The following is a 12,799-nucleotide window of genomic DNA, read 5'->3' on the forward strand; positions in this document are numbered from 1 at the left end:
GCGGTTCAAGGATCCAACGTGTCAGTACACCTCGCGCTGTCGTTCTTGTTCCAATACCTGCTCCAGGTCGCTCAATCGGTTCATCGACGACACCTGTCGCGCGGTGCGGTGATTGAGTGCCAACATCTCGCGGTGCCGGTGCACGAAGGCCCAGTAGCCGGCGGTGAAGGGGCACGCATCGTCGCCCAGTCGCTTCTTCGGGTTGAATTCGCACGGCTTGCAGTAATCGGTCATGCGGTTCAGGTATGCCCCGCCCGAGGCGTAGGGCTTGGTGGCGATCACGCCGCCGTCCGCGTGTTGACTCATGCCGATCACGTTCACTGGCATCACCCAGGCGAATCCGTCGACGAAAGCCGTTGCGAACCAGTCGGTCAGCGCTCGCGGATCCCAAGCATGTTGCAGCGCAAAGTTTCCCAGGATCATCAGTCGGGGGATGTGGTGCACCCAGCCGCGGTCGCGCACGCCGTCCACCGTCGACGACAGGCATTTCGCGACCACAGCGTCGCCGTCCAACTCGAGCAGCCAATTCGGCAGTGGCTCATGCGCTTCGAGCTTGTTGCGCTCGAGGTACTCCGGCCCCAGATGCCAGTACAGGTGCCACACGTATTCGCGCCAGCCGAGGATCTGTCGAACGAAACCCTCCACGCTCGCCAGCGGAGTGCCGTCGCGGTGGGCGTCCTCGGCGGCATGCGCCACGTCCAGCGGTTGCAGCAGGCCGAGGTTCAGTGGGACCGAGAGCAGTGAGTGAGACATCGTCCAGTCGTCGGCCATCACCGCGTCCTCGTACTTGCCGAAGTCGTCCAAGCGGTAATTCACGAAGTGCGCCAACGCGTCCGACGCCTCGGCCGCGGTCACCGCGAATACTCGGGGTCCGTCCACTCCGACGGTGTCGAGGTCCCACTCGTCGAGGTCGGCGCGCACCTGCTCGTCGATGGCATCCTCGGTCGGCCACCACGGTTCCTCCACGCCCAGGGTCAGACGCCCCTTCGGCGGTGGCGACTGGTTTTCGGCGTCGAGGTTCCACTTGCCCGAGACCGGGTCGGCACCGTCCATCAGCACATCGAATCTCTTGCGCTGCTCGCGGTAGAACGTTTCCATCCGGAAGGTGCCGCGTTCGGCCGCCCAGTCGGCGAACTCGGCACGGGGGAGTGCGAACATCGGCGTCGGGAGAATCTCCGAGACCAGGCCTTCCTCGTGCAACGCGGCGACGAACTTCTCCGCCGCGTGCGAGGTGGGCTCGAACACCACCACGGGCTTGCCGTACTCGGCCAAGCCTTCCCGATACGTCTCGGTCTGGAGGTAGGTCATCCGGTCACCCAGCTCGTCCGCCAGATGACGCATACCCGACAGCACGAGATGCAGCTTCTGTCGGTGGTAACGCCGACGCCGGAACACGCGCAGGGACTCGATCATCAGCACGTCCCGCTCGGCATGCTCGTCCACCGAGTGAAAGTGCGGGCCGAGCTGATCACCGAACAACCACAGAGCGTCCATGACCCCAGTGTTCTCCCGCCGCCTGTGCGGCAAACCCGCGTCCGACACATGGCCGGAGGATGAACACTGTCGCCGACCCAGGCGCGCCTTACTTGACCACCGACCATCCATCGCATGGACTGACCCGATGCACGCTGAGTCTGCGCTTTCCAGAAGGACGTTTCTTCGCTCGTCGTCGGTGGCCGTCGCGGTGGCCGGAGTCGCCACGACACTGCCTGCGACCGCACACGCACAGGGCAGCGACCGCGGCTTCCTGCACGGGGTCGCATCGGGAGATCCGTTGCCCGACGCGATCGTCCTCTGGACCCGCGTCACTCCCACGCCCGACGCCACCCCTGGCTCCGGCGTCGGACCTCAGGTATCGGTGACGTGGCGGATCGCCCGCAGCGCGGACATGAGTGACGTGGTCTCCTCCGGAACCGTCGCAACCGGCCCCGACGCCGACCACACCGTCAAGGTCGACGTCGACGGCCTCGCTGCCGACACGACGTACTTCTACGACTTCCGGACGAGCGACGCGGTATCGGCCGTCGGGACCACGCACACCGCTCCGCGCAACGACGCCGACATCGACGCGATGCGCTTCGGCGTCGTCTCGTGCTCGAACTGGGAGTCGGGGTACTTCGGTGCGTACCGGCATCTGGCCGCCAGGGGAGACCTCGATGCCATCGTCCATCTCGGCGACTACATCTACGAGTACGAGACGGGCGGGTTCCCGGGCCGCGACGGGGTGATCCGGCAGCATTCGCCCACCCACGAGATCGTCACGCTCGCCGATTACCGTCAGCGCCACGGTCAGTACAAGTCGGATCCCGATCTGCAGGCGGCGCATGTCGGTGTGCCATGGATCTGCACGTGGGACGACCACGAATCCGCCAACGATGCCTACGACACCGGCGCGCAGAATCACACCCCGGGCACCGAGGGCGATTGGTCCACTCGCAAGGCCAACTCCGAGCAGGCGTACTACGAGTGGATGCCGGTACGCGCCGCGGGCACCGCGACCAACCGCCATCTCTACCGCAGGCTCCGGTTCGGCAACCTGCTGGAACTATCGATGCTGGATCTGCGCACCTACCGTTTGCAGCAGGTGTTGCCGTTCAACGGGCCCGAGGTCGATTCGCCCAACCGGACCATCACCGGTGCGGAGCAGATGCAGTGGCTCACCGACGGGATCGTCTCGTCGCCGACGCAGTGGAAGATCGTCGGCAATCCGGTGATGATCACGCCCACCCTCATCCCGCCGCTCGATCGAGATGCGGCCAGGGCCGTCACCTCGCTTCTCGGAATCCCGGAGGGCGGCCTGCCGTACAACGCCGATCCGTGGGACGGGTACACCGCCGACCGGCGCAAGCTGCTCGGTGCCATCGTCGACGCTGGCGTCGACAACACCGTCTTCATCACCGGCGACATCCATTCGGCGTGGGCCTGCGAGGTGCCGCTTGATGCGGCGCGCTACGCAACGACGGAACCCGCTGCGACCGAACTCGTCGTCACCTCGGTGAGCTCGGCCAACATCGACGACCTGACGCGTACTCCGCCGCACACGCTGGGCCGGGTCGCCGAGGAAGCATTCAAGGCACTCAACCACCACGTGAAGTTCGTGGACCTCGACAGCCACGGCTTCGGCGTTTTCGAGCTCACCAAGACTGCGGCTCGGATGGACCACTGGTTCCTCACCGCCAAGGAGGATCCGCAGACCGGCGTGTACTGGGGAGCGGGCTTCACCGTGGACTCGGGCACCCAGCGCGTCCGGGCGGCGGCACCGCCTGCCTGACGACGCGCCATACTGGACGGCGTGGCTGTACCGAAAATCGTCCTGTTCTACGTCTTCACTCCGCTGCCCGATCCCGAGGCGATCCGGCTGTGGCAGCAGACGCTGGCCGCGTCCAACAACCTGACCGGACGCATCCTGATCTCAGAACACGGCATCAACGCGACGGTCGGCGGCGACGTCGACGACGTCAAACGGTACGTCCGTGGCACCCGCAGCTATCCGGCGTTCAAGTCGGCCGACATCAAGTGGTCCGATGGGCTCGGAAACGATTTCCCGAGACTGAGCGTGAGGGTGCGGGACGAGATCGTCACCTTCGGAGCCCCCGGCGAACTGAAGGTCGACGCCGACGGCGTGGTCGGCGGCGGCACCCATCTGAGCCCAGAGCAGGTGCACGAGCTCGTCGATTCCCGCGGCGACGACGTCGTCTTCTTCGATGGCCGCAACGCCTTCGAAGCCGAGATCGGAAAGTTCAAGAACGCGGTGGTGCCCGACGTCGATACGACTCGGGATTTCGTCTCCCAGCTCGATTCCGGCGCCTACGACCATCTGAAGAAGTCCCCGGTGGTCACGTACTGCACGGGGGGAGTGCGGTGCGAGGTGCTCTCGTCGTTGATGGTCGCGCGCGGGTTCGAGGAGGTCTATCAGCTCGACGGCGGAATCGTCCGCTACGCAGAGACTTTCGGTGACGACGCGCTGTGGGAGGGGTCGCTGTTCGTCTTCGACAAGCGGATGGCGCAGAACTTCTCCGACCACACCGCCGTCATCGGCCGGTGCAGTGCCTGCGGCAATCCGACGTCCCGCTATCAGGACTTCGACGGCGACGCCGGCCGTGGTCTGCGGTTGATCTGTCTCGACTGCGCGTAGAGAGATGCTGCCCTTCCGGGACGGTCTCGCACCGCTGAGACTGCTGTTGCCGCATGGTGATTCGGCTGTCACCATCGTGGAGTATCTCGAACGGGAGATGCCCGAGGACGACTGGCGGCTGGCCATGCTCGACGCCGAAGTGGTGGACGAGAAGAGCAGGCCCATCTCCGTCGACACGCGGTACCGCGCAGGCAGTCAGGTGTACTTCTATCGCATTCCGGCGCAGGAGGTTCCGGTTCCGTTCGAGATCGGCATCCTGCACGAGGACGGCGATCTATTGGTTGTCGACAAACCTCACTTCCTCGCCACCATCCCGCGTGGCCGACACGTCACCGAAACGGCGACGGTACGACTGCGCAGGCAGTTCGACTGCCCCGACCTGACGCCTGCGCACCGACTCGATCGCGCCACCGCCGGGGTGTTGCTCTTCACCAAGACCAAGCAAGCCCGACGGCCGTATCAGGAACTCTTCTCCTCCCGCAACGTCACCAAGGAATACGAGGCGGTAGCGGGATTTGATGCAGCGCTGGAGTTTCCACGCGTCGTCCGGAGTCGAATCCTCAAAGAACACGGGGTCATGACGGCATACGAGGAGCCGGGAGAGCCGAACAGTGAGACCCTGATCGACCTCGTCGACACGTTCGGTACAGCCGCTCGATACCGACTCTTCCCGAAGACGGGTAAGACCCATCAGTTGCGAATCCACCTGTCGTCGTTGGGAATTCCCATCGTGAACGACCCGTACTATCCGGTGTTCTCTTCTATCCCGGCCTATGACTTCACCCGGCCGTTGCAACTGCTGGCCCGGGCTCTGAACTTCACGGACCCGCTCACCGGTGAGCCCAGGCGCTTCGTCAGTGCCCGAACCCTCGAGCCCTGACGGCCGGCCATCGTTCGTTCGGACGATTGTGACAATTGGGACGCGAGGTTAGCGTGTCGAGCGAAACATGTCCGACGAAATCGAAGAGGAGAACAGCGTGAAGCGTCGTCTTGCTGTTGTGCTGGGAGCCGCAGTCATCGCCATCGCGTCGCCGGCAGTCGCGGTGGCCGATACCGGAAGTGCGAGCACCGGTAGCGCGAGCGGAGTCTTGGGTGGTTTCGAGATGCTGTCGCGGCTCTGGGAGGCCTGCGCAGTAACCATCTTCACCGGACAGTGCACCGGTGTCGTCGCCACAGACGTGACCTACTGGTAACGCGTGCCCTGAGCCAAACCCTCCGCCACACCCCCGAACCGACAAACGCGCGCGCATTCGCCAGACGCTCGCGGAACAGGTAACCGTTCCGCGAGCATCCGGCAAACGCGCGCGCGTTTGCGTGCAGCCCGAGCTCTACTTCGCCAACGACCGCGCCATTCCGCGTTCGATGGCGGCGACCAGCTGCGGGCGCAGTTCGGCGGCGGGGACGATGTGGTGCACCGATCCGACGTTCTGTGCACGCTGGATGTTGTGGATGGCCTCGAATTCGGCTGCCACTTCACCCAGTTTGGCGTTGCGGGCGTTCGCTCGCACGGTGGCCAACTCGACGCGCAGGGCCGAGCGGGTGGCGTCGTCCTCGGCGGTGTTCAGTCGTGTCTCGAGTTCCTTGACGGTCGGATCCGCTGCGGTGCGGGCGTTGACGTCGCGGGTGAACACCACCGCTGCGGCGGGGGCACCACCGAGCACGGAGGCGAAGGAGCCCTCCACTGCGAGGACCTCCATGTTGTCGTTGAGCGCTCCGGAGAACACCACGAACGCGCCGCCGTGGTATCGCGATACGACACAGAACACGACCGGTCCGTCGAAGTTGACGATGGCGCGGCCGATCTCGGCACCGTATTCGAGCTGGATGTTGCGCAGCGATTCCGGTGATCCGTCGAAGCCGGAGAGGTTGGCCAGCACCACGATCGGCCGGCTTCCGCTGGCGGCGTTGATGGCGCGAGCGGTCTTCTTCGACGAGTTCGGGAACAAGGTACCCGAGGTCCACTGATCGGGGCCGTCGGACGGGAACCAGCCCTTGCGGGGGATGGCTCGCGATTCGATACCGATGACGGACACCGGGATTCCGGCGAGGTGGGCGTCGAACACCACGGAGGTGTCGGCGTCGGCCATGTCGGCCCAACGCTCGAGTACCGAGTGGTCCTGGTCCACCACGGCGCGCATCACGGTGCGAATGTCGAACGGCTTCTTGCGGTCGGGGTTGGTGACCGAGGAGAAGATGTCGCCGACGGTGGTGAAGTCGCTCGACGGGTGCACGTGCGGGTAGGTGCGCACGTCGCGCTCGGTCGGGTCCGCGGTGGCTGCCCGGCGCGGGAAGCGTTCTCCCGGAGCGGCGTACGCGTGATCGTAGTGCGCGAACAGGATGTCGCACGCGGCCCGCAGGTTCGGTGCCCAGTACTGCGCCTGGCCGTTGGGGCCCATGACGCGGTCGTAACCGCCGATGCCGAAGTTGTCCTCGGCCGAGACGCCGCCGGAGTAGTCCAGGGACTGCTTTCCGGTGAGCACCATCGCACTGTCGGGGGTCATCACCAGGATGCCCTTGGTGTGGGTGAGCATGGTGGCTTCGGCGTTCCAGTACGGCTGCGCGCCGACGTTGATGCCTGCGACCACGATGTTGATCTCACCGCCGGCCTGGGTGAAGGTGATGATGCGACGCAGTCCGCGCGAGACCCAGTCCATGTTCTCGGTGCCCGATTCCATGGAAATCGTTGCACCGGAGGACAATGCGAACCATTCGACGGGCGCGCCGAGTTGTTCGGCGAGGTCGATGGCGGCGACGATTCGCGAGCACTCGGCCTCGGCGACGGTGCCCAGTGCCTTGGTCGGGTCACCGAACAGCGCGACGCGGGTGATGCCCTCGGGGTACTTGGCGGTCGGGGTGGTCGCGACACCGACGATGACGCCTGCGGAGTTGCGACCGTAGGGGCGATCGACGGGAGCGAGCACGCCGTCGGCGTCGAAGTCGTACTCGGTGAACGTGCCGCCGTTGCTGCTGAGCAACGGAATCAGCTCGTACGGGTACACGGTGCCGCGGGCCTGCGACCGCTGAACCTTCTGGGTGTACTCGTCGAGGGGACGCATCGGCTCGGTCGGCGGCGGAGTGATCTTCGCGACGATTCCCGCGCCGGAACGGTACGACAGGCGCAAGGCGACCTCGCGTGGCGTCGCTCCCGGTGTTTCGGCCAGACGAGCGATGAGGGTGATCTCCTCGAGGCCTGCACCGATCGTCAGCGGCGCGATGTGCCTGGCGATTGTGGCGATGCGGTCGGCGGGAACGTTCAGTACCGGCCAGACGTAGAGCACGACGCGGTTGGCGTCGAGGCGCTTCTTGCCGCGTCCGGCCTGAGCGCGGCGGATGCCGTCGAGGCAGGCCGCCACGGTCCGCTCGATCTCCGGTACCGCGACGATGTTGCCCGCATCGTCCAACTGTGTTGTGACGCCGCGGATCTCGGCCAGGGCAACCAGTCGCTCGTCGGAGGGGTTGGCCTTCGACGTCAGGTGGAACAGGTACGTTCCTGCGCTGGCGGGCAGGCGAACTCCGTCGAAGTTCTTCAGTCGCCACAGGTCCAGTCGCTGACCGGTCAGCGGGTGCATGTCCCGGATGATCGTGTCTTCCACGAGCGGCTCGGACCCCTCGGCCGTCGTTCGGCGGTAGGTCATCTTTCGAGCTGTGGAACCGAAGGCGGTCACCGTCACGCGGCGCCAGTGGCCGGTGCCGGGGTGCGCGGCCAGCACGGCTTGGAGCTGGGCCGAGAGTTCGTCTCCGTCGGTCGGCGCGTCCGGCCACGACAGGTAGAGGTCAACGGCCAGGTTCTCCGGGGACGGTCCGGCGATATCGTCCACCGAGTCCAGAGTTGCTGCGAGCGAATCGAAGTCGGTGGCCGTGGATACAAGGTGCAGCCGTTCGCCCGAGAGCTCGAAGTTGCCGGTGACGAAGTGCTTGCCGTCGCGGTCGAAGGCCTTGACGTCTTCGAGTGTGCGGATCTCGTAGTACTGGCGAGTGATCACTTCGAGCAGGGCACCGGGATCGGTGATCCGTTGTGCCAGAAGCTCGATCAACGGTTCCGGGGTGGCGACGAGAGCTGCGACGCGGGCGGAGTAGTCGGCCGCGTCGGGGTTCTCGGCCAGGTACTGCAGGCTGCCACGGACGCCGTCGTAGATCTTCTCGCGTGCACTGCGGATCTGTGGCTCGTCGAACAGCCGGAAGCGCAGGTTGCGGGCGACGTCGCCGATGACGGGGTAGCGGGCCTGGGTGGCACCGATGAGGCGCTCGAGTACCTCGGCCATGGCCGGGGTGGCCTCGGGCTGCGTCGAGCAGTCGCTGAGCCAGTGGCCGAGCAGGGCCGCGATGACCGGAACCTGGTTCTCCATGCGCTGCAGGGCCAGGAAGACGCGGTAGACGGCCTCTTCGAGTTCGGGGGTGCGTCCCTCGTCGATGGCGGCGTCGTAGTGCGCGAGGGCACGAGTGAGCTTGGCGCGGAACGAATCCGGAAGCCCCTGAACGTCCGCGTCCAGCGAGTGCAGGAACGAGTGGAAGTGCTCACGGGGGGAGTGGACGCGTTCGTCGGTGCTCTCCTCGTCCATCGTCGGCCGGTTCCGGGAGAGTTCGCAGATATCGGCGAACGTGCCCAGCAGCGCCAGCTCGGCGGAGACCAGCCCTGCGTCGTTGCGCGGCACATCCGCACGCAGAGTCTCGTAGGTGGACAACAGGTTTCGAGCGCGTGCTCCGCTGACGTCGAAGCCGGTGATGAGGGCGGCCAGTTCGTCGAGTCGGTCCAGGGCGCGACGCTGCGGCGAGCGCTGCTCGGCGTCGTCGACACCGCGGAACTGCACGCGCGGTGCCTGTTCGGAGACCTTCTGCTCTCCGGCCTGATCTACGCGAAGCAGTGCCGCTCCGGCGTCGACCTGTCCGTTGACCGAGGCCAGTACCTCACGCACTGTGCCCGCGTAGGGAGACCGGACGGCGGTCTCCATCTTCATGGATTCGAGGACGACCAGGGTCTGTCCCGCTTCGACCTCGTCGCCGACGGCGACCGGGACGGCAACGACGACGGCGGGAGCCGGTGCGCGGACCAACCCGGCCTCGTCCTGCGAGATCTGGTGGCTGATGCCGTCGACCTCGACGAGGAAGTGTGCGGCTCCGGCAACGGTGACCACCTGGTAGCGGCGGTCGCCGATGACCAGACGACTCTCGTACTTGCCGAGGCGTTCGACGTCGACCTGAAGCTCGCCGATGCCGTCACCGTCGATGCTGTAGCGGTGCGTCCCGGTCTGGCCTACCTCGAGCTTGTAGGCCTGCCCCTGGTAGTTCAATTCGACGGTGCGGCCGATGGCGTGGGTGGCGCGCGGGCGACCGCCGCGTGCGGAGTTCAGGAACGCGGTGCGTTCGCGGCCTTCCTCGGCGTCGTAGGCGTCGATGGCGGCGGCGACGATGGCGATGTCGGCAACGGCCGTCGGGCCCACCTGGGAGCCGGCTTCGGTGCGGTCGAGCCAGCCGGTGTCGGCGGAGGCGGAGATGACTTCCTCGCGGTCGAGCAGGCTCAGCAGGAAGGACTTGGTGGTGGTGCCGCCGTCGATGACGACGGTGGTCTCACGCAGTGCATTGCGCAACCTCGCCAAGGCTTCGCTGCGGTCGCGGCCCCAGGCGATGACCTTGGCGACCATCGAGTCGTAGTCGGGCGGGATGACGTCGCCCTGGGCGATGCCGGTGTCGACGCGGATGCCGGTGCCGAGGGGGAACTTGAGCAGCTCGACCGTGCCGGGAGCCGGTGCGAAGCCGTTGTCGGCGTCCTCGGCGTTCAGGCGAGCCTCGACGGCGTGGCCGAATTCGGGCGGGCATTCGCCGGGCAGTGCCTGGCCGTCGGCGACGAGGATCTGCAGCTTCACCAGGTCGATGCCGGTGGTGTATTCGGTGATGGGGTGCTCGACCTGCAGGCGGGTGTTGACCTCGAGGAAGGTGAAGATCTTCTGCTCGGGCTGGTACAGGTATTCGACGGTGCCTGCGCCCTGGTAGCCCGCGGCCTTGACGAGCTCGGCCGAGGCGGTGCGCAGCTGGTCGGCCTGCTCCTTGGTGAGCAGCGGTGAGCTGGATTCCTCGATGACCTTCTGGTTGCGGCGCTGGATGGAGCAGTCGCGCACGCCCGGGGCCCAGACGTTGCCGTGGCTGTCGGCGATGACCTGAACCTCGACGTGCCGGGCGTCGGTGACGAGCCGTTCGAGGAAGACGACGGGGTCGCCGAACGAGCGCTCGGCCTCACCCTGGGTACGTTCGAGAGAGAGTTCGAGTTCGTCCTCGTGGAAGACCTTGCGGATACCGCGGCCACCACCGCCCGAGCGGGCCTTGATGATCAGCGGGTAGCCGATCGCCGCTGCGTGACGCCTGGCGTCCGCGCGGGTCTCGACGGGGCCGCCGGACCACGGTGCGACGGGGACGCCGACCTTCTCGGCGAGGATCTTCGCCTCGACCTTGTCGCCGAGCAGACGCATCGCGTCGGCCGACGGGCCGATGAAGGTGATGTTCAGGCGGGCGACGAGGTCCGCGAACGTCGGGTCCTCGGCGACGAAGCCCCAGCCGACCCACACCGCGTCGGCACCGGACTCGACGAGCGCGGCCTCGAGGACGCCGTAGTCGAGGTAGGCCGATCCTGTCGCGGGCTTGCGCAGCGTGACCGCTTCGTCGGCCTGGCGGACGAACATCGCGCGCTTCTCCGCCTCGGTGTGCAGCGCTACGGTGCGGATGCCGTAATCGTGTTCGGCGTTGAGCTCTCGGACGGCTCGGATCAGGCGTACTGCTGCCTCGCCTCGGTTGACTACTGCAATCCGCTTGAACAACGTATCTCTCTTCGCTCGGTGTGGGCGCACCGCGTCGGTGCGCTCGATGGAACGTGGATTGGTGCCGGGCATGCCATTTTCTCGTTCGTCATGCGGCACTCCGATCGGCTCATTCTAACGGTAACGAGGCCCTGTGCACCGCCAACAGCGTTCGGCGTGAGTGTGATTGATCACCAACAAGTGAAACATATTCTGTGGCAACCACTTTGGCCACTAACTCGCTGCCGAGTTTTGTTCACCTCGCAAACGTACTCGCGAGTAGCGTTGGCGCGAGGCGTAATTCGCCATTCGACCACTCGCGTTGCTACCGGCGAGTACATTACCGGTGGGTACAACTCGAGCCGATCGGCTCGAGTTGGTTCGCGCGTCGCCGAGTGCGGTCTCCCTCACGTGTCGCCCTCGCTCACCCGCGGCAGTCGCAGCGCGTTGACCCACAGCCTCGTGGCCGTTGCCAGCAGGGCCTCGGAGTCCTCGGGCGGACGGCCGTCGGCGGCGTCGACCACGAAGTGGTTGAAGGCCAGCCGGCTGATCATCGAGGACAGTGCGCGAGAGGCCAGGAGAGGATCGAGTTCCGCGTCGGCCAGGCCGCGGCTCTGCAGACTCTCGATGCTTCGGGCGTTGCGCCTGACGAAGGCATCGGCGCGTTCGCGGCGGAGGCGGCGGAACTCGGGATCGATGTTCGATACCTGCTCGAGCAGCGCCATCAGCTTCGCGTTGCGCTGGTAGGCCTCGAAATAGGCGCGGTTGCTCGCAGCGATCACTGCCACCGGATCGTCGTGCGGGTCCACTCGCTCGGTACCGGGATGCAACATGTCGTCCCGTGCCTGCTCGAGTACGGCGGCCAGGATCTCTTCCTTGCTGGTGAAGTAGGTGTAGAAGGTGCCGGCCGAGCACCGAGCGGCGCGGGTGATGTCGATGAGCCGGGAGTCCAGGTACCCACTGTCCTCGAAGACTCGGCGCGCAGCCGCCACGAGCGAGGATCGAGTTCGCAGCCCGCGCGGGGTGATCGGCAGCTCCCGATTCGGCAGCTCGCGGTCGGACTCCGGCGCGGCAGGCATTCAGTCTTTATACGTCATTCCCCGCGAGCTTCCGGTCGGATGAACCGGGTGAATCTCACTCCGCTGTCGAACTGGCGCGATTCGAGGTGCTCGAACCGCTGAGCGGGGAACGGATCGGCACCCGTCCCGGGCGAGAACAGGCCGATTCCCCGCCCGAGTACGACGGGATTGACCTTGAGGAACAGCTCGTCGATCTCGGGCAGCAGTTGACCGGCGAGGTTTCCCCCGCCGCAGATCCAGACGTCGAACTCCGAATCCTCGGCTTTGAGGCTCCTGACGAGTCCGATCGGATCGTCGTTCACCACGGTGAGGGTCGGGTCGTCCGACCGGGCGAGGGTGCGAGAGAGAACGTACTGGCGCAGGTGGGGATAGGGGCTGGCGATCCCGGCGTCGAGCGCCGGTTGCAGCGTCTCGCGGCCCATGACCAGGGTGTCGAACCGAGTGGGCGGACCGTCCAGGCCGAACAGGGCCCGCACGTGCACGGGTAACGTCTCGGGCAGCTCGGCCACGATGGCATCGAGGTGATCGCCTTCGGCCACGAAACTGTCGTAGCCGCCGTCCGGTGCGGCGATGAACCCATCGAGGGTGACCGCGATGTAGTAGACCAGCTTGCGCATTCGGCTCCTGTCGTGGTCGACGGGGTGAGAACCCGTGGTCAGGGCGGGCGGGTCGGTTCGCTGTGGGGGATCCAGCGACCGAAGTGGGTCTTTGTGACCCAGCACTAGAACATATTTTGTGTTCTCGGGACGCGATGAACAACTTGTTTTCAACGGCTAGTCTGGCCCGGGTGTGCAAACACC

Annotated in this window: 8 protein-coding genes; 4 read left to right on the forward strand and 4 right to left on the reverse strand. The window is 66.0% G+C overall.

Features of this window, described 5'->3' with window-relative positions; translation table 11 throughout:
- Positions 1 to 21 precede the first annotated feature (21 nt).
- The gene (locus NY08_RS24425; RefSeq protein WP_045199288.1) at positions 22 to 1,494 is read right to left on the reverse strand and encodes a cryptochrome/photolyase family protein; all 1,473 of its coding nucleotides are present in this window, start codon (positions 1,492 to 1,494) and stop codon (positions 22 to 24) included.
- A gap of 127 nt (positions 1,495 to 1,621) precedes the next feature.
- Here NY08_RS24425 and NY08_RS24430 point away from each other — a divergent pair, with 127 nt between their 5' ends.
- The 4 genes from NY08_RS24430 to NY08_RS24445 all read left to right on the forward strand — a co-directional run bounded on the left by NY08_RS24430 (position 1,622) and on the right by NY08_RS24445 (position 5,328).
- Complete coding sequence (locus NY08_RS24430) at positions 1,622 to 3,271, forward strand: alkaline phosphatase D family protein (RefSeq protein ID WP_045199290.1); 1,650 nt, start codon at positions 1,622 to 1,624, stop codon at positions 3,269 to 3,271.
- A gap of 21 nt (positions 3,272 to 3,292) precedes the next feature.
- Positions 3,293 to 4,135, forward strand: a complete 843-nt coding sequence (trhO, locus tag NY08_RS24435) for an oxygen-dependent tRNA uridine(34) hydroxylase TrhO (RefSeq protein WP_032396522.1) — start codon at positions 3,293 to 3,295, stop codon at positions 4,133 to 4,135.
- A 4-nt stretch (positions 4,136 to 4,139) separates the two neighbouring features.
- A complete protein-coding gene (locus tag NY08_RS24440; RefSeq protein WP_045199292.1) occupies positions 4,140 to 5,015 on the forward strand; it encodes a pseudouridine synthase in 876 nt (291 codons plus the stop codon).
- 67 nt (positions 5,016 to 5,082) lie between these two features.
- Positions 5,083 to 5,328, forward strand: coding sequence for a hypothetical protein (locus NY08_RS24445; protein WP_032396524.1), 246 nt, complete (start codon positions 5,083 to 5,085; stop codon positions 5,326 to 5,328).
- Positions 5,329 to 5,463: 135 nt separating this feature from the next.
- Here the strand turns inward: NY08_RS24445 and NY08_RS24450 are convergent, their stop codons facing one another.
- The 3 genes from NY08_RS24450 to NY08_RS24460 all read right to left on the reverse strand — a co-directional run bounded on the left by NY08_RS24450 (position 5,464) and on the right by NY08_RS24460 (position 12,616).
- Entirely contained in the window at positions 5,464 to 10,941 is a 5,478-nt protein-coding gene (locus NY08_RS24450; protein ID WP_045201094.1) for an ATP-binding protein, read from the reverse strand.
- Between the two features lie 386 nt (positions 10,942 to 11,327).
- Positions 11,328 to 11,999: a TetR/AcrR family transcriptional regulator gene (locus NY08_RS24455; RefSeq protein ID WP_045199294.1), complete on the reverse strand. Its 672-nt coding sequence runs from the start codon at positions 11,997 to 11,999 to the stop codon at positions 11,328 to 11,330.
- 14 nt (positions 12,000 to 12,013) lie between these two features.
- Positions 12,014 to 12,616 carry a dihydrofolate reductase family protein gene (locus NY08_RS24460; protein ID WP_045199296.1) on the reverse strand — a complete coding sequence of 201 codons (603 nt, stop codon included), beginning with the start codon at positions 12,614 to 12,616 and terminating at the stop codon, positions 12,014 to 12,016.
- Positions 12,617 to 12,799: the final 183 nt, after the last annotated feature.

The organism is Rhodococcus sp. B7740, from assembly GCF_000954115.1.
Taxonomy (GTDB): Bacteria; Actinomycetota; Actinomycetes; order Mycobacteriales; family Mycobacteriaceae; genus Rhodococcoides.

What these genes read in the sequence shown, in the direction of transcription:
- NY08_RS24425 (WP_045199288.1), bottom strand. Translation starts at nt 1,494, where the DNA reads ATGGACGCTCTGTGGTTGTTCGGTGATCAGCTCGGCCCGCACTTTCAC.
- NY08_RS24430 (WP_045199290.1), top strand. Translation starts at nt 1,622, where the DNA reads ATGCACGCTGAGTCTGCGCTTTCCAGAAGGACGTTTCTTCGCTCGTCG.
- NY08_RS24440 (WP_045199292.1), top strand. Translation starts at nt 4,140, where the DNA reads ATGCTGCCCTTCCGGGACGGTCTCGCACCGCTGAGACTGCTGTTGCCG.
- NY08_RS24445 (WP_032396524.1), top strand. Translation starts at nt 5,083, where the DNA reads ATGTCCGACGAAATCGAAGAGGAGAACAGCGTGAAGCGTCGTCTTGCT.
- NY08_RS24455 (WP_045199294.1), bottom strand. Translation starts at nt 11,999, where the DNA reads ATGCCTGCCGCGCCGGAGTCCGACCGCGAGCTGCCGAATCGGGAGCTG.
- NY08_RS24460 (WP_045199296.1), bottom strand. Translation starts at nt 12,616, where the DNA reads ATGCGCAAGCTGGTCTACTACATCGCGGTCACCCTCGATGGGTTCATC.